Origin of the sequence: Trinickia sp., from assembly GCF_051961175.1 — a bacterium.
In the GTDB taxonomy this organism is placed as follows: domain Bacteria; phylum Pseudomonadota; class Gammaproteobacteria; order Burkholderiales; family Burkholderiaceae; genus Trinickia.
Window position 1 is genome coordinate 1 of sequence record NZ_JBQCDN010000139.1, and the last position, 19,525, is coordinate 19,525.

The window sequence follows — 19,525 nt, forward strand, 5'->3', positions numbered from 1 at the left end:
GGCGCCGGTGTCGACGGTGCTGGACGAGACCTACAAGATCGCGATCACGCGCTTCGACGATCGGATTCGCGTCGGCGGGATGGCGGAGATCGTGGGCTTCGACAAGAAGCTGCGTCAGGCGCGCCGCGAGACGCTCGAAATGTGCGTCAACGATCTGTTTCCGGGCGGCGGCGATACGCGCCAAGCGTCGTTCTGGACGGGTCTGCGTCCGATGACGCCCGACGGCACGCCGGTCGTCGGCCGCACGCCGGTGTCGAATCTGTTCTTGAACACGGGGCATGGCACGCTCGGCTGGACGATGTCGTGCGGCTCGGGCCAGTTGCTGGCCGATCTGATCTCGGGCCGCCGGCCGGCGATCCAGTCGGACGATCTCTCGGTACATCGCTATCTCGGCGATCTGGGCCGCGCCCCGCAACCCGCTTACGCGTAACGGCTCGCGCATACCCTTAGTAGCCGGAAGCAAGACGAGCGGCGCCCTAACCGGGCGCCGTTTGTTTTGGTGCCGTCGGATCATTTACGGTTTGTTACGTATCGGGACCGTGTACCGGCAAAGCCCCGGCAAAGCCAGCAGAAGATTACCTCCAGAGATTCAAAAATACTCACCGTTTGGGCGATTGCATTGACTTGCGTTGCCACGCCGACCTACTGTTGCGCAGTTCAACCAGACGAAGAGAGGAAATGCAGGTGTCGAAAAAGTTCGTGGAACACGCCAGCCTCAACGAGCTGCCGAATCCTACGCGTCGAGCGTTGTCATTGAGCCTGGGACTGTTCCCCATGCTGCCGCTGCTGCCGGGAGTCGGAATCCAGACGGCGCGGGCCGCGCTGGCACCTTCGGCCGTCGCGCCGGCATCGGCGAGTGGCGTCTTCCGCCACCCGGGACTCCTGGTCACCGAAGACGACTTCACGCGCATCCGCGCGTCCATCCAAGCCGGCCAGGAGCCGTGGACGAGCTGGTGGAACACGCTATGCGCCGATCGCTTCGCGACCCTGGATGCCAAGCCCTTCCCGCTGCCGGCCGTTTACCGCGCCGACAACAGCAAGAACGCGATGTACGTCGACATCTGGCGCGCCTGGCGCCTGGTGCTGCGCTGGAAGCTGTCCGACCCACAGGACAACCGCTATGCCGACAAGGCGGTGGAGTTCCTCGATGCCTGGGCCAGTACGCTGAAGGAGATCGGGACGGTTCCTCCCGGATCGACGGCCCATGACGACCACACCTTCATCATCCTGGCCGGCATTCAAGGCCACCAATGGGCGCAGATCGGCGAAGTGCTGCGCAGCTACCCTGGCTGGGCACCGGCGAACCTGAAGCGCTTTCAGCAGATGCTGCTCACTGTCTTCGCCCCGATCTCGTCTGCCATGCTCAGCAAGGCCCCCATCGGATCGCATGCCAACTGGGACATGGCCTCGCTGTGCGGAGCGCTGGCCATCGGCGTGTTCTGCGACCGGCCCGACCTGTACCGGCAGGCCTGCGACTACTTCGCCGGCAACAACCGCGGCCAGCTCGTGAGCTTCGGCAACGCCTCCCTTGTGCACGGTGTGTATTTCATGCACCCTGGCCACCTCGGGCAGTGGGAGGAAAGCGGCCGCGACCAGGGCCACGCCACGCTGGGCATGTCGCTGGGCGGAGACCTGCTGGAGATGGCGTGGAACCAGGGCGACGATCTCTACGGTTTGAAAAACAACCGCTTCCTGGCGGCGGCCGAGTACGTCGCGCGTTCCAACCTGCTCGACGAGAACGGCAAGCCGTACCCGATGCCGTACGTGCCTGAACACAATCCGTCGCAGCCCCACACGTCGTTGTGGACGCAGGTGAACCAGTCGTTCCAGCATCGCCGCAACGCCTGGGAGCCGATCTACAACCACTACGTCAACCGCATGGGGCTGGCGGCGCCCAACGTCGCGCGCATGGTGCAATGGTGCGAGCCCAACTACGGGGGCAGCAGCGACGACGTCGCGTACCCGACGCTCATCCTCCGTCGGCCCGCCTATGCCGGGCCGATGAAGCCGCCCTCGGGCCTCACAGGCAACCTGCATGATGGCCGCGTCCTGCTGTCCTGGTGGGGCAGCGTCGGGGCGACGGCGTATGCCGTCAAGCGCGGCACACGGGCCAACGGTCCCTTCGCGGACCTGACCACGGTGCCGGCAACCGAGCTGCTCACGTACACCGATGCGCCGCCCGACGGCATCTGGTTCTACCAAATCACGGCGCAGGGCCCCGGCGCCCCGAAGGCTGGCTCCAACGTGGTTCGCGTCGCCGTTCCCGGAGAGGCCCGCCTGTCGATGCCGCTGAACGACCCGAACGGCACCGGCACGGTCGGCGCGCTGTTGTCCCCAGCCGGCACCTGGACCGCGGTGGAGGGCAAGTTGCTGGGCGGCGCCGCGTGGGGCGAGGGACGTCACAACGACAAGGCCATCGTCTTCGACGGCAAGGAATCGGGCTTGCAGTTGCCCGCGGGCGTATTCAGCGAGCTGGACGACTTCACCGTCTCGCTCTGGGCCTTTGCGAATCCGCCTCTGCCCTGGAACACCTGCCTGCTCTTCGTCGGGAATGACGCCTACTCGTTCATGCGCATCACGCCGAAGACGGGCGGGGGAATGCGCTTCGGGATCTGTGGCGCGACCTCACCCAACGACGAGCAGCCCATCGAAGCCCCCTGGTTCATGCCCGTCCGCCGCTGGGTCCACGTGGCGGTCACGCTGCGCGGCAACACCGGGCGCCTGTACATCGACGGCACCGAGGTCGCCAAGTCCGACGGCATCCGGTTGTCGCCGCGCCAAGTGGGCGATCAGGTGGCGTTCCTCGGGCGCGGCTGGGGGCTTCCGTCGTTCAACGGCCGCATCCAGGACTTCCGCGTTCGCGTGGGCGCATTGAGTGCCGCGGAGATTGCGGCGCTGGCTCGCTGAGGTAACGCTCCATTGCTCGGCCGCACACTCCGGCCGAAGATCTGCGACACGCAAAAAGGGGCGCGCGCGCCCCTTTTTCTCCCACCGTCACGCGCCGCGTTCCACGGCGCGCTTCGTTCAGCCCAACGCGCTGACGAGCTCCGGCACAACGGTAAACAAATCGCCCACGAGGCCATAATCGGCCACGCTGAAGATCGGCGCTTCCGGATCCTTGTTGATCGCCACGATCACCTTCGAATCCTTCATCCCGGCCAAGTGCTGAATCGCACCCGAGATGCCGACCGCCACATACAGCTGCGGCGCGACGATCTTGCCCGTCTGGCCCACTTGGTAATCGTTCGGCACATAGCCCGCGTCCACCGCCGCGCGCGAGGCGCCCAATGCCGCACCCAGCTTGTCCGCCAATGGCTCGAGCACCTTCGTATAGTTCTCGCCGCTGCCGAGGCCCCGGCCGCCCGACACGATAACGTTCGCGCTCGTCAGCTCAGGACGGTCCAGCTTCGTCACTTCGCGGTTCACGAACTGGGATACACCGCGATCAGCCGCCGCTTCAATCTTCTCGACCGATGCACTGCCGCCTTCGCTTGCTACCGCATCGAAACCCGTCGCACGCACCGTGATCACCTTGATCGCATCGCCCGATTGCACGGTGGCGATCGCGTTGCCGGCATAGATCGGACGCTCGAACGTATCAGCCGACACAACGGCCGTGATTTCGCTGATCTGCGCAACATCCAGCTTGGCCGCCACGCGCGGCGCCACGTTCTTGCCGTAGGCCGTAGCCGGCGCCACGATATGGGAGTAGTCCTTCGCGATGCTCAGCACCGTGGCTTCGACGTTTTCCGCCAGCCCTTCAGCCAGTTGCGGCGCATCGGCCAGCAATACCTTCGCCACACCGGCGATCTTCGCCGCGGCGTCGGCCGCGCCTTGCGCGTTGTGGCCCGCGACCAGCACGTGCACATCACCACCGACGAATTTGGCAACCTCGAGTGCAGCAGCAACGGTGTTCAGCGTCGCGCCCTTGATCGACGCATTATCGTGTTCGGCAATAACCAGAATCGTCATTTGTCTTGTCTCCCCCGGGCTCTCGGCCGAGGGGCTCCTTGATTAAATGAAATTGCCCAGCGGGTTGCCAGGCAAGGAATGAGGAGGCGCAATGGCCCAGCTATTGCAACGACGAATGACGCCGCATGTCGGCCAGCTGGGCGATTTCATGTCGAGGCGCCCCCGGTTCAGAGCCCCAGCACCTTGGCTTCGGTCTTCAGCTTCTCGACCAGGGTCTGAACGTCCGGCACCATCACGCCGGCACTGCGCTTCGGCGGCTCGGCCACCGTCAAAGTCTTCAAACGGGGAGCGACGTCCACACCGAGATCTTCGGGCTTGACCGTTTCAAGCGGCTTCTTCTTCGCCTTCATGATGTTCGGCAGCGTCACATAGCGCGGCTCGTTCAGGCGCAAATCCGTCGTCACCACGGCCGGCAGGCTCAGGCTCAGTGTTTCCGCCCCGCCATCCACCTCACGCGCCACCGTCGCCTTGCCATCGGCGATCGTCACCTTCGACGCGAACGTCGCTTGCGGCAAGTTGGCCAGCGCGGCGAGCATTTGGCCCGTTTGATTCGAGTCGTCGTCGATCGCTTGCTTGCCCAAAATCACCAGCTGCGGCTGCTCTTTATCAACGAGCGCCTTCAAAAGCTTGGCCACCGCCAACGGCTGCAGGTCTTCGTTCGATTCGATCAGGATCGCGCGATCGGCACCGATCGCGAGCGCCGTGCGCAGCGTCTCTTGCGCTTGCGCCACGCCAGCCGACACCGCCACCACTTCCGTGGCCACGCCCGCTTCCTTCAGACGCACCGCCTCTTCCACGGCGATTTCGTCGAACGGGTTCATCGACATCTTCACATTCGCAATGTCGACACCCGTGCCGTCCGACTTGACCCGGACCTTGACGTTGTAGTCGACCACGCGCTTGACAGGCACCAAAATTTTCATGCACACGCTCCAAAGTTACGAATACGTCAACCCAGCGGCCATTATAGCGACAGCGCATGCTGCGACCGCACTAACCGGCGCTTCGGCAAAGCCCCTATGGGCAAATTGCCGGGCCCATGCCGCCCGTATCACGGGCGAGATGACGGGAAAGGGGGCCTGCTCCCACAGCGAACCGGGGCCGCTACTCGAATCAATTCCAGCCCCCGCATGGCCGCACGGTACCAAGCGGAGGCATTTGAGAATAGCGAACGATCGTTTTATTTTAATGAGGAAGCGGCGTTGTGGCCAAGCTGGGGTTTCGACCTACGCCTCTAACCTCACCCGCCCGGTCATCGATGGCTCATCCGGCGCACGAGCCAGTCGCCGAACGATTGCACGAGCTGCACGAACACGATCAGAATCACGACGACGGCCAGCATCACCTCCGGCAAGAACCGCTGATAGCCATAGCGAATGCCGAGATCGCCCAGACCGCCGCCGCCGATCGCGCCAGCCATCGCCGAATAACCCACGAGCGAAACGAAGGTGATCGTGAGGCCCGCTACAATGCCCGGCAACGCTTCGGGCAGCAAAACCTTGAAGACGATCTGACGCGTCGTCGCGCCGAGCGCTTCGGCCGTTTCGATGAGCCCGCGATCGACTTCGCGCAGCGCCGTTTCAACGAGCCGCGCAAAAAACGGCGCGCAGGCGATCGTCAGCGGTACGACGGCCGCCGCGGTACCGATCGACGTGCCGACGATCAGGCGCGTCAGCGGAATGACGGCCACGAGCAAGATGATGAACGGCGTGGAACGGACGGCATTGACGGTGAGGCCCATCGCGCGGTTCGCCGCGACGCTTTGCAGCACCCCGCCGCGATCGGTCAGGAACAGCAGCACCCCGAGCGGCAAGCCGACAAGCGCACCCACACCGCCCGAGATGCCGACCATGATCAGCGTTTCCCAAAACGACTGAACGAACATCGACAACATTTCACTGAACATGCGAGAGCTCCTCGACGACGACGCCTTGCTCGCGCAAGAAATGCAGCGCGGCGCTCAACTGTTGCGGCTCGCCGTCGGCGAGCACGGCGAGGGAGCCGAACGCGCGGCCCTGGATCTCGTCGACCTGTCCGTGCAGGATGTTGAAGTCGAGTTCGTAGCGACGGATCGTCTCCGACAGAATCGGGCGTTCCACCCCGCCGCCAGCGAACGCGAGCCGCAAGAGCTGGCCCTCGCCGGCTTCGATATGCGCCGCCACACGTGCCTTGACGGCGCTCGGCAGCTCGTGCGCGATGACGTCGCCGAGCAACGCCCGCGTGACCGCATGGCGCGGCTTCAGGAAAACGTCGACAACGTTGCCCTCTTCCACCACGCGCCCTGCATCGAGCACCGCGACGCGATCGCACACGTCCTTGATGACTTCCATCTGGTGAGTGATGAGGACGATCGTCAAGCCGAGCTCGCGATTGATGCGCTTGAGCAGTTCGAGGATCGAGCGCGTCGTTTCGGGATCGAGCGCCGAGGTGGCTTCGTCGGAGAGCAGCACCTTGGGCCGGCTCGCGAGCGCGCGGGCAATACCGACACGCTGCTTCTGCCCGCCGCTGATGCGCGAGGGATAGCGATCCTTGAGCGCCATCAGGCCGACGAGTTCGAGCAGCGGCAGCACCGTCGCCTCGATCTCGGCGCGCTTCATGCCGGCCAGCTCGAGCGGCAGCGCGACGTTTTCGAACACCGTGCGCGAACTGAGCAGATTAAAATGCTGAAACACCATCCCGATTTCACGCCGCGCCTCGCGCAGCTGCTGCGCCGACAGCGTGTTCAATGCCTTGCCGTCGACGATGACTTCACCGCTGGTAGGCCGGGTCAGCAGGTTGATCGTGCGCACGAGCGTGCTCTTGCCCGCGCCGCTGCGGCCGATGATGCCGAAAATCTGGCCCGCAGGAATATTCAGGTTAATGTCGTGCAGCGCATCGACCCAGCCGCTCGGACCGGCGAAGCGCTGTGAAATATGACGGAGTTCGATCATGAAAAGACGAAACAGCGCGGGGCTGAGCTGGGCGTAGCGCCCGCCGGCTCGATCCCGCCGTCGCTGCAACGGAAGAAGTGACAAACCAGGATTTTATCGCGTCGCACAAATGCCCTTTAATAATTAATAGCCAGCTCTTAATGACGTTTGGCTATTAGAGGCACTGCCGGCCCCCGCTTTACCGTGGCGGATCGCCTAAGGCGCTATGATCCAGCGCACACGACGCCTCACGGAGACGAGCGATGTCGACAACCACGCCGCTGCACGACTCCAACGCAGCCGCGGCGAACAGCCGCAGCGGTACACTGCCGACGCCGGCGGGGTCCGTCCGCACAGCAGACGGCGTCGAACTCGCGCTGTACCGCTGGCCCTGCGCCGCTCCGGCACGCGCGACGGTCGCACTATTGCACGGCTTGGCCGAACACGCGGGCCGCTACACGGCGCTCGCCGAACGGCTCGCCGCGGCAGGGATCGAACTGGTCGCGATCGATTTGCGCGGCCATGGCCGATCGCCGGGCGAACGAGCCTGGGTCGAGTCCTTCGATGCCTATTTGGACGACGCGCAAGCGTTGCTCGAAGCGGCATCGCGCCCGAATACACCGCTGTTCCTGATGGGCCACAGCATGGGCGGCACTATCGCGGCCTGCTTCGCGATCGAACGGCTAGCCCCGTTCACCCGTCGAACCCGCCCCCTATCGGGCCTCATTCTCTCCAGCCCCGCTCTCGCACCCGGCAGGGATGTCCCGCGCTGGATGCTCGCCGCAAGCCGTGTCGTCAGCCGAGTTTGGCCGCGCTATAAGGCGATGAAGATCGAGCCGGCGCTGTTGTCGCGCGACCCGCTTGTCGTCGAAACAAACCGTAGCGATGCGCTTGTTCATCACAGCGCCGTCCCGGCGCGCACCGGCGCCGAAATTCTGGCCGCGATGGCCCGCATCGAACAAGGTCGAGCCTCGTTGCGCCTGCCGGTGCTCGTCTATCACGGAACGGCCGATAAGCTGACCGAGCCCGACGGCAGCCGCCTGTTCGCCGCGCACGTCGGCTCGGCCGATCGCACGCTCACGCTCTATGACGGCGCGTTTCACGAAACGATGAACGATCTGGACCGCGACCGCGTCATCGACGCCTTGACGCAGTGGATTCTCACGCGAGCCTGACGCGCATCTGGCGCCGCCTTGGCCCCACCGCGGCGGCCCGTCCCATCAAGCGGATGGCACGGATGATACGTTTCACGCCTTCCACTCGGGCGGGCGTTTTTCGATGAACGCCTGCATGCCTTCCTGCGCGGCCGGATCGATTGCATTGCAGGCGATCGTCTGGCCGGCCATCTGATAGGCCGCCTCCATGCCCGCCTCCAACTGACGATAGAACAGGGACTTGCCCATGCGCACCGCGGCGGCCGGCTTGTCGCAGATGCGCTTGGCGAGTGCCGCGACATCGGCATCGAGCGCGTCGAGCGGGGTCATATGATTGATGAGCCCGAGTTCGCGCGCCTTGGCGGCATCGATGAAATCGCCGGTCATCAGCATCTCGAAAGCCGCCTTGCGCGGGATATTGCGCGAAAGCGGGACCGCCGGCGTGGCGCAGAACAGGCCGTAGTGAATGCCCGAGGTGGCGAAGCGCGCCGTATCGGCGGCCACGGCAAGATCGCACATGGCGACGAGCTGACAACCGGCCGCTGTCGCGATGCCCTGCACGCGCGCGATGACGGGCTGCGGCATCCGCTGAATCGTCATCATGAGCGCGGCGCAACGCGCGAACAGCGTCCGATAGAACTCGAGCGAAGGCGTGGCATGCAGTTCCTTGAAGTCATGCCCCGCGCAGTAGGCCCGCCCTTCGGCCGCGAGCACGACGACGCGAGCGTCCGATTGAGCGATCGACGAAAGCGCCGCCTGCAGCTCGGCGAGCACCTGCTCGGATAGCGCGTTGAACGTGTCGGGCCGATTGAGCGTCACGCGCACGGCGCCCGGGAGCCCATAGGCGGTGTGCTCGACCTGCACCGAACCGGAAGCGGGGGAGGTGCTGGACGAGGAAGACGATGCGGAGGGATTCATGATCAGCTTCTACGAACGATCAACGACAAACGATAGACGACAAACGGTAGACGACGGTTTTCCACTTCCCATACAGGCCGCCAAAGCACGGGCGCATCAAATCCCCGCTAGCGCGCGCACATGGGCGACGACGCTGCGTCCGAGCGCCGACAAGTTGTAGCCGCCTTCAAGGCAGCTGACGATGCGTCCGCGCGCATGGCGCTCGGCGATCCGGCGTACCTGCTCCGTGATCCATGTGTAGTCGTTTTCAACGAGCCCCATATTGCCGAGATCGTCCTCGCGATGGGCATCGAACCCGGCCGATACAAAGATCATTTCCGGCTTGAATGCCTCGAGCCGCGGCAGCCAGACCATGTCGATCGCCTCGCGCACGGTCGAACCCGGCGTACGCGCCGGCATCGGCAGGTTGACCATGTTCGGCGCGTGGTTGTCCGCGCCGCTGAACGGATAGAACGGGTGCTGGAAGAAGCTGCACATGAGGACGCGCTCGTCGCCGGCGAACGCGGCCTCGGTACCGTTGCCGTGGTGCACGTCGAAATCGACGATGGCCACGCGCGCGAGACCGTGCACTTCGAGCGCATGACGCGCGGCGATCGCCACGTTATTGAAGAAGCAAAACCCCATCGCGCGGGCGGGCTCAGCATGATGGCCCGGCGGACGCACGCTGCAAAACGCATTGTCGTAGCGGCCCTCGATCACGGCATCGGTTGCCGCCACGGCCGCTCCCGCCGCGCGCAGCGCGGCCTGCCACGTATGCGGGTTCATCGCCGTGTCCGGATCGAGCCATACGTGGCCTTCACGGGGTACGCTGCGTTCGACGAAATCGATGTGCGCCCGGGTGTGAACGCGAGCGATATCGGCGATGTCGACGAGCGGCGCACTTTCGCGCTCGATCAGTTCGGCGATGCGGCTTGCGATTAATTGATCCTCGATCGCGGCCAGACGCTCCGGACATTCCGGATGCCCCGGCCCCATCTCGTGCAACAGGCAATCGGGGTGTGAGTAGAAGGCGGTCGCCATGATCGTTCGCTGCCGCGAGCGCGGCTTGTCTCCGAGGTTGCTTTATCGGCCATCGGCGTCAGACCGAGATCGGACTACGTTACCACAGGCAGCCCGCCGCGTTCGCTTGCAACCGCTCGCGCCCTCGCCCTCGCCTGCTCCTGTGCCACCAACGCCGGCGTCATTGACTGCGAGGCTGAGGCATGAGTTCGCCGTTGCCGTGTCGCTCGGTGATTCGCGTCGCCGACGACCGCGTCGTAACGGCGTCGTAATCGCGCAGTGACGGTTCCGCCCACGGCGGCCGTTCGCTATACTGCGCCGAACCCTTGCCCTCACCTTCCTATGATCGGTCAATACGCTTCACCCGCAGCAAGCGCGCGACGCCTCGCCGTGCTCGTCGCCCTGGCGCTCGGCGCCGCTACCTCCTGGCAGAGCGCCTGCGCGCAAAACCGCTCGCCGGCTTCCGGCCCGGCCAAGCACGCCGTCCATGTGGCGCAGAATCAGCCATCGCAGGCTGGCCAATCTGCCCAATCGGGCGCCACGTTCGAAGAAGAAATCATTCCGCAGCGCTACGCCAATAACGCAGACGTCAACGCCTTCATCGACGATATGGTCGCGCGCTACGATTTCGATCCGACGGCACTGCATACGCTGTTCGCGAGCGTCAATTACTCGCAGACGGCCGTGAAGCTCGTCACGCCGGCACCCAAGACGTTTCCGAAAAACTGGCGGGCCTACCAGGCCCGCTTCCTCGATTCTGTCCGCATCAATGCGGGCGTGAAGTTCTGGCGCGAAAACCGCGCCACGCTGCAACGCGCCTACGAGCAGTTCGGCGTGCCGCCCGAAATGGTTATCGGCATCATCGGCGTCGAGACGTTGTACGGCCGTTACATGGGCAATTTCCGCGTGCTCGATGCACTGACGACGCTCGCCTTCGACTATCCGAATACGCCCAATCGCGCCGATCGCGAGATGACGTTCCGCAAGAATCTCGAGGACTATCTCGTCTGGACGCGCGACGCGCAGATCGATCCCTCGACGGTGCTCGGTTCGTATACCGGCGCGATCGGGATTCCTCAGTTTCTGCCGAGCAGCATCGTGAAGTACGCTGTCGATTACGAAGGCAACCGGCACATCGATTTGCGGACAAGCCCGGCCGACGCGATCGGCAGCGTCGCGAGCTACCTCGCGCAGAATGGCTGGGAAAACGGGCGCCCCGTGGTCTGGCATATTGCGCCCGACCCGGGCAGCGTGGGCATCGCGCAGGCCGCGGCCGACGGACAGCCCGAGCCGCACTGGCCGCTCGCGCAGTTGCTGCGAGCCGGCATGACGCTCGACGAGCCGAAGCTCGACGTAGCATCCGAAGACAGCACGCCCGTTACCGTCATCGATTTGCCGACGCCGGGACAGGCTACCCAGTACATGCTGGGCCTGCAAAACTTTTACGTGCTGACGCGCTACAACCGCAGCTTCTTCTATGCGCTCGCCGTGTACGAGCTTGGCCAGCGCGTGAAGGCGCGCATCGACGCGGAAGACGGCAGCACGCAGGCGCCTTCCTCGGCGGGCATGCCCGCACCGTCATCGGCGCAGACGACGTCGCCAGCCGCATTGCTCGGGGAACCTGCGTCGGCCAATTCGCCCGCGCCTGCATCAGTGCCTGCACCTGCACCCACGCCCACACCGCCCGCACCAGCGTCAATGCCGATACCGGCACCTACGTCAGCGGCTGCACCTGCACCTGCCTCAGTGCCGCAACAACCGCAGTAAGCGTTCCGGCTCGGCGGACGTACCGGCAAACCTGCCGGCACGCCGCCCGCCGAACCTGAGCGGGCCGGCTGGACGCTCGCGCTGCGTTACGCCGGAAACACGCCCGTCGAGAGGTAGCGATCGCCGCGATCGCAGACGATGAAAACGATCGTCGCGTTCTCGACCTGGCGAGCGATGCGCAGCGCCACCTCGCATGCCCCGCCCGACGAAACGCCGCAAAAGATGCCTTCGACCGCCGCCAAGCGGCGCGACATCGCTTCCGCCGCAGCCTGCGAGACGCTTTCCGTGCGGTCCACACGCGCGCGATCGAAGATCTTCGGCATATAGGCTTCGGGCCACTTGCGGATGCCGGGAATTCGCGAGCCTTCCTCGGGCTGGGCGCCGACAATTTCGATCGCCGCGTTCTGCTCCTTGAGATAGCGCGAGGTACCCATGATCGTACCGGTGGTACCCATCGACGAAACGAAGTGCGTCACCCGCCCTTCCGTATCGCGCCAGATCTCGGGACCTGTGCCCTCGTAGTGGGCAACCGGATTGTCGGGGTTCGCGAATTGATCGAGGATGATGCCGCGGCCGTCGCGCTGCATCTGCTCGGCCAAATCGCGCGCATACTCCATCCCGCCCTTGACGGGCGTGAGCACGATTTCCGCGCCGTAGGCGGCCATGCTTTGGCGCCGCTCGACAGACAAATCCTCCGGCAGCAACAGCACCATCTTGTAGCCGCGGATCGCTGCCGCCATCGCCAGCGCAATACCGGTGTTGCCGCTCGTCGCCTCGATCAGCGTGTCGCCCGGCTTGATGCGCCCGCGCGCCTCCGCCTTCTTGATCATCGACAAGGCCGGCCGATCCTTCACCGAACCCGCGGGATTGTTGCCTTCGAGCTTGGCGAGGACAACGTTGTTGCGGCTGCGGATGTCCTCGTCAATCACACGAACGAGTTGGACGAGCGGTGTATTGCCGATCGTGTCTTCAATAGTTTTGTAGGCCATGTGTAATGCGCGCGGCGCGCCGTTAACTTTGAGCGGTATGAATTCGTTCGATTGTAAAACACCGCGCCGCCGATCGCCCCGTAGGGTCTTTGGTCGGTATTCAGCCGTGCGCTCCGAGCTCGAGGCCGCCGCCCAGCGTCAGCCCCTCGGCACGTAGACGTTCGACCGCCTGGCCGCCCAAGCCTTTGACGCGCTGGCTCAGATCGTCGGCATCTTTGAAAGGGCCGCCGGCGGCGCGCTCGTTGACGATCGCCTTGGCCCGGGCCGGCCCGATGCCCTTGATCGCGCGCAACGCGGCCTCGTTGGCCGTATTGACGTCGACATCGGGACCGGCGGCATGAACGAATAGCAAGGGACACGCGGCGGCGAACGCCACCGCGAACGAGAGAATACGCTTGAACATGGGACCTCCAGTAGCGGCACCGGCCAGCGAGCGCCGACCGTGAGGCCCCAGTCTACGAACTACATGCCGCGCGTTACAGTTGGCCGGATAGCCAACGCACGTAACGGTCGACGCCCTCTTGCACCGTCAGGAACGGCGCATCGTAGCCGGCGGCGCGCAGACGCGCCGGATCGGCTTGCGTGAAGCATTGGTACTTGCCGCGCAGCGCATCGGGGAACGGGACATACTCGATGAGCCCGCGCTGAACCATCTCGGCGAGCGAAAGCGCAGGCTGCTTCTCAAGCGCGCGCAGCGTATTGACGACCGACGTCGCGATATCGTTGAACGGCTGGGCTCGGCCGGTACCGAGATTGAAGATGCCCGACTTCTCCGGATGGTCGAAGAAGAACAAGTTCACCTTCGCGACGTCTTCCACCGACACGAAATCGCGCGTCTGCTCGCCCGCCGCATAGCCGTTGTATTCCCCGAACAGCTTGACTTTGCCCTCGGCGCGAAACTGATTGAAGTTGTGGAACGCGACCGACGCCATGCGGCCTTTATGCGCTTCGCGCGGCCCGTAGACGTTGAAATAGCGAAAGCCGACAATCTGACTTTTGGCGCTCGGCAGGACCCGACGGACGATCTGATCGAACAGGAACTTCGAGTAGCCGTAAACGTTCAGCGGCGCCTCCACCTCGCGCTCCTCCACGAAGCGGGTCGACCCGCCATAGATCGCCGCGGAGGACGCATAGAGAAACTGCGCGCCTTGCGTCAGGCACGCATCGAGCACGGCGCGGCTATAACGGAAGTTGTTTTCCATCATGTAGCGGCCGTCGGTTTCCATCGTGTCCGAGCACGCGCCTTCATGAAACACGGCCCGCACCTTGCCGAAATCGCCACGGGCGAAACGTTCGACGAATTCCGTCTTATCGAGGTAATCGTCGATCTCGCAATCGATGAGGTTCTTGAATTTATCGGCGCGCGTGAGGTTATCGACGGCGATGATGCGCGTTTCGCCACGCGCGTTCAGCGCTTTGACGAGGTTGGCGCCGACGAACCCGGCGGCTCCAGTGACGATGAGGGTCATGATCGTGATAGCGTTGGTTCGATAACGATGAAAGGCAGCGCAGCGCGCGGCTGCCGGCTAGCGTTCCCGCGGCGGGAACAGTTCGTCATAATCGACGGTGGCCGTGCCGAGCTTGCCCACGACGATACCGGCGGCGCGATTCGCCAGCGCAACGGCGTCCACGAGCGGCAGCCTGCCGGCGAGCATGACGGCCAACGTGGCGATAACCGTATCGCCGGCGCCCGAAACGTCATACACCTCGCGTGCGACAGCCGGCGCGGTCAGCACCTGGCCGTCCGCGGTAAATAACGTCATGCCCTCCTCGGAACGCGTCAGGAGCAGGGCATCGATTTCGAGCGAGGCACGCAGCGCGTCGACGCGCGTACGCAAGTCCTCCTCCGACTTCCATTGCCCCACCACCTCGCGCAGTTCCGCGCGATTCGGCGTGATCAGCGTCGCGCCGCGATAGCGCTCCCAATCGTCGCCCTTCGGATCGACGAGCACCGGCTTGCCTGCCGCGCGAGCCTTGGCGATCATCTGCGTGACATGCGTGAGCCCGCCCTTGGCGTAGTCCGACATCAAAATCACGTCATGCGCGGCCAGCAGCGCATCGAAGCGAGCCAAGCCCGCCAGCAACGCCTCGTGCGCCGGCATGTTCTCGAAATCGACGCGCAGCAATTGCTGCTGACGCGAGAGCACACGCAGCTTGATCGTCGTCGACAGTTCGGGATCGCGCTCGAGATGCGTCGCCACGCCGCTGTCCTTGAGCAACTCGACGATCCGCTCGCCGGGCTCGTCGCGGCCGACGACACAGAGCAGCCCGGCCTTCGCGCCGAGTGCGGCCGCGTTGCGCGCGACGTTCGCCGCGCCGCCGAGCCGATCTTCCTGCCGCTGAACGTGCACGACCGGCACGGGCGCTTCGGGTGAAATGCGGTTGACGTCGCCGAACCAGTAGCGGTCGAGCATGACGTCGCCGACGATCAGCACGCGCGCCGCGCCAAGCACCTCGCGCGACACGTGCGCAACCTGCGCCGGCCGTGCCGCGCCGTTACCGGGGCGGGCGGCCGGAGCGGCCGACGATTCAGCTGCGTGCATCGGTTGTGGGAGCGAGTTGGACATAGGGGCGCCCGATTGCGTAGTAGTCGATGCCGAGTTCGGCCATCGCCAGCGGTTCGTAAAGATTGCGTCCGTCAAAAATCAAGGGCGCCTTGAGCACCGATTTCAAATGCGTGAAATCGGGACTCTTGAATTCCTTCCATTCGGTCACGATCACGAGGGCATCCGCGCCCACCAGCGTTTCTTCCTGTGTCGCGACGAAGGACAGGCGCGCCATTGCGTCGGGCGCATCGGCCAAATCGAGCGCGAACACGCGTCGCGCCTCGTCGATGGCGACCGGATCGTAAGCGCGCACGTGCGCGCCGCGTGCCAGCAGCGCGGCAATCAAACGCCGGCTTGGCGCCTCGCGCATGTCGTCGGTATTCGGCTTGAACGCCAGCCCCCAGACGGCGAATGTACGGCCCGTCAAATCCTCGCCCAAACGGCCGACGATCTTATCGACGAGCACTTCCTTCTGCTCGTGATTGACCGCTTCGACCGCCTCGAGAATACGCAGGCTGTGTCCGTTCTCGCCGGCTGTGCGCACGAGCGCCTGCACATCCTTCGGAAAACACGAGCCGCCATAGCCAACCCCGGCATACAGAAAGTGGTAGCCGATACGCGGATCGGAGCCGATGCCGCGCCGCACTTGCTCGATGTCGGCGCCGACGCGGTCCGCCAGGTTCGACATTTCGTTCATGAACGAAATGCGCGTGGCAAGCATCGCATTGGCTGCATACTTCGTGAACTCGGCGGAGCGCACATCCATGTAGAGCGTGCGTTCGTGGTTGCGGTTGAACGGCGCGTACAGACGCTTCATCTTTTCGCGGGCGATCAGCCCCGCTTCATCGGCGTCGATGCCGATCACGATGCGATCCGGCCGCATGAAATCGTCGACCGCCGCGCCTTCTTTCAGAAACTCCGGGTTCGAGACGACGGAAAACCGATGGGCGGCGCTGCCGCTCAGCCCCCGCACGCCAAGCTCCGCGGCGATAACGCCGCTCACGCGCTCGGCGGTGCCCACAGGCACCGTCGATTTGTCGACAATGACCTTGAAGCCATTCGAATAGCGGCCGATGTTGCGGGCGGCTTCCAGCACATATTGGAGATCCGCGGAGCCGTCCTCGTCCGGCGGTGTCCCCACGGCAATGAACTGCACGTCGCCGTGCTCGACGCTGGCTTTGACATCGGTCGAGAACGTGATGCGGCCATGCGCGCGCGTGCGCGCGATGATCTCTTGCAGGCCCGGTTCGTGAATCGGCACGCCGCCGCTGTTCAGGATATCGATCTTGCGCGGATCGACGTCGAGGCAGAAGACGTCGTTGCCGATTTCCGCCAGGCATGCGCCCGTGACCAGGCCGACGTAGCCCGTGCCGATGATGGTGATTTTCATACGCGTTCCACTAGTTGGTGCCGGCCCGAAAGCCGGCGCTCAGCCGCTGGCAGCCTCACGCGCCTCTCGCGCGCAGCGCCCGGCCGGAGTAGCCATGAAGCCCTGCCTGCCCGCGCGCGGACAGCGAAGCGTCGACGCGTCAAGCCTGCACCGCCGCGATCGGTTCGACGCGACGCGGCGCATACGTTTCCCAGCCGCTACAGCCCGGACACTGCCAATAGAACAGGCGCGCCCGGAAACCGCAATTTTGGCATGTGTAACGTGGCAAATTTTTGGTGCGCTGCTTGATCAGCGTCCGCATGAGTTCGAGTTCGCCGCGGCGCGGCTCCTCGGCAGCATCGATCTGCGCGTCGAGCAGGCGCGTCATCCCGGCCAGGTTCGGCGCCGCCCGCATTTGCGCACGGGCCAGCCCATGGGCGGTGTCGGCCCCGCACAGCTGAGCCACGTGGGGATACGCGATATCGAGCAGATCGCTGCCGCCGTATCGTTCGACATACCCGGTAAGCAGCGCAGCACCGTCCTGCGCGCGCGAAAGTGCCGTGTAGCCCTTCATCAGCTTTTCAGCGACAAGCGGCAAATACGATGGATTCTGCGATTCGACGCGCCGCCAGGCTTCGATTGCGGCCAGGTGGTCACCGCGGGCAGCCGCTACATCGCCCGCCAGAATCGTTGCGCGTACGTTGTTCGGGTTGTCTTGCAGCGCAAACTCGAGCTGAGCGGCCGCTTCGACCGCATCCTTACGCTGCAGCGCCTCTTGCGCGAGTTCGCAGTGAAACTGCGCGCGCTCTTTGGCAAGGGTGTCGGCGCCCATCGTCTCGAGCCGGCGCGCGGCGTCGATCGCCTTGATCCACTCCTTCTCGATCTCGTAGATCGTCAGCAGGGCCCGCTGCGCGTCGAGCGCGTAATCGCCCGCATCGAGCCGGCCCAGCGCCTCTTCGGCACGATCGAGCAGTCCCGCTTTGAGGAAGTCCTGACCGAGCTCGAACAGCGCGTGATCGCGCTCGCTCGCCGGCAGATCGGCACGGCTCAGCAAATTTTGATGGATACGGATCGCACGATCGGTCTCGCCGCGCCGGCGAAACAGATTGCCGAGCGCGAAATGCAGCTCGATCGTTTCGGGATCGAGCTTCACCACTTCGATGAATGCATCGATCGCCTGATCGGGTTGTTCGTTGAGCAGGAAGTTCAGGCCGCGAAAATACGAGCGAGGCAGGTTGGCGCTTTCGGATAACAGCGCTTTCAAATCGTAGCGCGACGCCATCCAGCCCAGCGCGAACGCCACGGGAACGACGAGCAGCCACCAAAAATCGAGATCCATGCGAAGGCCGGAAAAGCGAGGATAAAAGTGCGTGCGGCGCGACGCGCTCAGATGACGGGCGGCATCGGCGGCTCGGCCACGACGGGCGGCGTCTCTTCACGCACGACACGCAGTTCGCGCCGCAGACGCCCGTTCTCGAGCTTGAGCCGGACGACCGGCGGCAGCGACGAGGCAAGCCCCGCGAACAGTCCTACCGCGAAAAACGCCAGTCCGATCAGGATCAGCGGCGCTTGCCATGCGTATCCGGCGAAGTTCACCGTGGCGCTTTGTGTATTGGCGAGCGCAAGGATGAGCAGCACCACAAACACCAGCACACGGATCAACCAGACGATAAATTTCATAAAGGATCTCTCGACGGCAACTGCGGTTCTTGATGCAGGCGCAAGGGCGCCCGACGCAATGACGCCCGAACAAAAGTGCCCGTATTGTAATGGAAAGGATGCCGGGCAGGCCGCGGCACCGGCGCGCCGCATGCTGGAGACGCACGCTTCATGCCGTGACGATGGGCCGACGCCCATGGTTTTGCGCAACCCTTGCGCCGGAGCCTCGGCGGCCCTCGGCTTTGGAAGCCAGACATTGCGCGGGGCGCGACGATCGGGGTCACGCGCCTGCTGAAACAAAAAAAGCGCCCGAAGGCGCTTTTTCCGATCGTTTTGCCGGCTTTTACTGTCGGCGTTGGCATTGACGACGCCACTGACGTGAATCTGCCGGACGGCGCGCACCCCGAAGAGCGTGCGCCAGGGCAACTTCAAAGATCGTCGTCGGAGCTGTCGATAGTCAAAGGCTCACCGGCCCTGCCGTCCACCCGCTCACGCAATTCCTTGCCGGGTTTGAAGTGCGGCACGTGCTTCTCGGGCACGAGCACCTTCTCCCCCGACTTCGGATTACGCCCGACGCGGGACGGGCGACGGTTCAGACCAAAGCTGCCGAAGCCGCGAATTTCAATGCGATGTCCTCTGGCCAACGCCTCGGACATGGCATCGAGCATCGTCTTGACCGCGAAATCCGCATCCTTGAGAACAAGTTGCGGAAATCGCGTTGCCAACTGAGCGACCAATTCCGATTTGGTCATACTGCGGCAGACCTCTCAAAGGCTTACTGATTCTGGCCGTCGAGCTTGGCCTTGAGCAGTGCGCCAAGGTTCGTCGTGCCCGAAGCCGCCGAGCTCGTGTCGGACGCGAGGCCGCGAATCGCTTCTTGCTGCTCGGCCGAATCCTTGGCCTTGATCGACAGGTTGATACCGCGCGACTTGCGATCGATGTTGATGATCATCGCGTTGACCTTGTCGCCTTCCTTCAGCACGTTGCGAGCATCTTCCACGCGGTCTTGCGCGATTTCCGAAGCACGCAGGTAGCCTTCGACGTCTGCCGTGAGGGTCACGACGGCACCCTTGGCGTCCACCGACTTCACCACGCCGTCGACGATCGAACCCTTGTCGTTCAGTGCAACGAAGTTGCTGAACGGGTCGCCTTCGAGCTGCTTGATCCCGAGCGAAATGCGTTCCTTCTCGACGTCGATGCCGAGCACGACCGCTTCCACTTCGTCGCCCTTCTTGTACTTGCG

General features: G+C 64.3%; 18 protein-coding genes and 1 pseudogene. 4 read left to right on the forward strand and 15 right to left on the reverse strand.

The genetic code is table 11. The annotated features are described in order from the left end of the window. On the forward strand, positions 1-430 hold a 430-nt coding region (locus tag ACTHL0_RS07680; RefSeq protein WP_440566118.1), incomplete at its 5' end, for an FAD-dependent oxidoreductase. A 254-nt stretch (positions 431-684) separates the two neighbouring features. After that, entirely contained in the window at positions 685-2,907 is a 2,223-nt protein-coding gene (locus ACTHL0_RS07685) for a LamG-like jellyroll fold domain-containing protein (RefSeq protein WP_440566119.1), read from the forward strand. Between the two features lie 117 nt (positions 2,908-3,024). On the opposite strand, the gene ACTHL0_RS07690 is transcribed toward ACTHL0_RS07685, so the two are convergent. The 4 genes from ACTHL0_RS07690 to ACTHL0_RS07705 all read right to left on the reverse strand — a co-directional run bounded on the left by ACTHL0_RS07690 (position 3,025) and on the right by ACTHL0_RS07705 (position 6,902). Further along, positions 3,025-3,972 (reverse strand): electron transfer flavoprotein subunit alpha/FixB family protein, encoded by a 948-nt coding sequence (locus ACTHL0_RS07690; RefSeq protein WP_440566120.1) that lies wholly within the window; start codon positions 3,970-3,972, stop codon positions 3,025-3,027. Between the two features lie 167 nt (positions 3,973-4,139). Beyond that, positions 4,140-4,895: an electron transfer flavoprotein subunit beta/FixA family protein gene (locus tag ACTHL0_RS07695; protein WP_440566121.1), complete on the reverse strand. Its 756-nt coding sequence runs from the start codon at positions 4,893-4,895 to the stop codon at positions 4,140-4,142. Positions 4,896-5,224: 329 nt separating this feature from the next. Then, positions 5,225-5,878, reverse strand: coding sequence for a methionine ABC transporter permease (locus ACTHL0_RS07700; protein WP_440566122.1), 654 nt, complete (start codon positions 5,876-5,878; stop codon positions 5,225-5,227). After that, positions 5,868-6,902, reverse strand: a complete 1,035-nt coding sequence (locus tag ACTHL0_RS07705) for a methionine ABC transporter ATP-binding protein (protein ID WP_440566124.1) — start codon at positions 6,900-6,902, stop codon at positions 5,868-5,870. The genes ACTHL0_RS07700 and ACTHL0_RS07705 overlap by 11 nt, the downstream gene beginning before the upstream one ends. Before the next feature lie 242 nt (positions 6,903-7,144). On the opposite strand from ACTHL0_RS07705, the gene ACTHL0_RS07710 reads away from it, so the two are divergent. Then, positions 7,145-8,056: a lysophospholipase gene (locus ACTHL0_RS07710; RefSeq protein WP_440566125.1), complete on the forward strand. Its 912-nt coding sequence runs from the start codon at positions 7,145-7,147 to the stop codon at positions 8,054-8,056. A 72-nt stretch (positions 8,057-8,128) separates the two neighbouring features. Here ACTHL0_RS07710 and ACTHL0_RS07715 read toward each other — a convergent pair whose 3' ends face one another. Together ACTHL0_RS07715 and ACTHL0_RS07720 are read right to left on the reverse strand one after the other, a co-directional pair. Next, positions 8,129-8,953, reverse strand: coding sequence for an enoyl-CoA hydratase (locus ACTHL0_RS07715; protein ID WP_440566126.1), 825 nt, complete (start codon positions 8,951-8,953; stop codon positions 8,129-8,131). Between the two features lie 96 nt (positions 8,954-9,049). Beyond that, on the reverse strand, positions 9,050-9,973 hold the full coding sequence (locus tag ACTHL0_RS07720) for a histone deacetylase family protein (protein WP_440566127.1): 924 nt from the start codon (positions 9,971-9,973) through the stop codon (positions 9,050-9,052). 321 nt (positions 9,974-10,294) lie between these two features. On the opposite strand from ACTHL0_RS07720, the gene mltB reads away from it, so the two are divergent. Beyond that, the gene (gene mltB / locus ACTHL0_RS07725) at positions 10,295-11,719 is read left to right on the forward strand and encodes a lytic murein transglycosylase B (RefSeq protein ID WP_440566128.1); all 1,425 of its coding nucleotides are present in this window, start codon (positions 10,295-10,297) and stop codon (positions 11,717-11,719) included. An 86-nt stretch (positions 11,720-11,805) separates the two neighbouring features. Here mltB and cysM read toward each other — a convergent pair whose 3' ends face one another. From cysM to ACTHL0_RS07770, 9 genes and pseudogenes are all read right to left on the reverse strand, one after another. Continuing rightward, the gene (gene cysM / locus ACTHL0_RS07730; RefSeq protein WP_440566129.1) at positions 11,806-12,708 is read right to left on the reverse strand and encodes a cysteine synthase CysM; all 903 of its coding nucleotides are present in this window, start codon (positions 12,706-12,708) and stop codon (positions 11,806-11,808) included. A 130-nt stretch (positions 12,709-12,838) separates the two neighbouring features. Continuing rightward, a pseudogene (locus tag ACTHL0_RS07735) lies at positions 12,839-13,111 on the reverse strand (ComEA family DNA-binding protein); the annotation flags it as partial. A gap of 73 nt (positions 13,112-13,184) precedes the next feature. Then, positions 13,185-14,177, reverse strand: a complete 993-nt coding sequence (rfaD, locus tag ACTHL0_RS07740; RefSeq protein WP_440566130.1) for an ADP-glyceromanno-heptose 6-epimerase — start codon at positions 14,175-14,177, stop codon at positions 13,185-13,187. Between the two features lie 57 nt (positions 14,178-14,234). After that, a complete protein-coding gene (gene rfaE1, locus ACTHL0_RS07745) occupies positions 14,235-15,275 on the reverse strand; it encodes a D-glycero-beta-D-manno-heptose-7-phosphate kinase (protein WP_440566131.1) in 1,041 nt (346 codons plus the stop codon). Next, on the reverse strand, positions 15,238-16,644 hold the full coding sequence (locus tag ACTHL0_RS07750; protein WP_440566132.1) for a UDP-glucose dehydrogenase family protein: 1,407 nt from the start codon (positions 16,642-16,644) through the stop codon (positions 15,238-15,240). The genes rfaE1 and ACTHL0_RS07750 overlap by 38 nt, the downstream gene beginning before the upstream one ends. A 139-nt stretch (positions 16,645-16,783) precedes the next feature. Further along, on the reverse strand, positions 16,784-17,962 hold the full coding sequence (gene lapB, locus ACTHL0_RS07755) for a lipopolysaccharide assembly protein LapB (protein WP_440566133.1): 1,179 nt from the start codon (positions 17,960-17,962) through the stop codon (positions 16,784-16,786). 47 nt (positions 17,963-18,009) lie between these two features. Beyond that, complete coding sequence (locus ACTHL0_RS07760) at positions 18,010-18,303, reverse strand: LapA family protein (protein WP_440566136.1); 294 nt, start codon at positions 18,301-18,303, stop codon at positions 18,010-18,012. A gap of 407 nt (positions 18,304-18,710) precedes the next feature. Continuing rightward, positions 18,711-19,034, reverse strand: a complete 324-nt coding sequence (locus tag ACTHL0_RS07765; RefSeq protein WP_440566134.1) for an integration host factor subunit beta — start codon at positions 19,032-19,034, stop codon at positions 18,711-18,713. Positions 19,035-19,057: 23 nt separating this feature from the next. Then, on the reverse strand, positions 19,058-19,525 hold a 468-nt coding region (locus ACTHL0_RS07770; protein ID WP_440566135.1), incomplete at its 5' end, for a S1 RNA-binding domain-containing protein.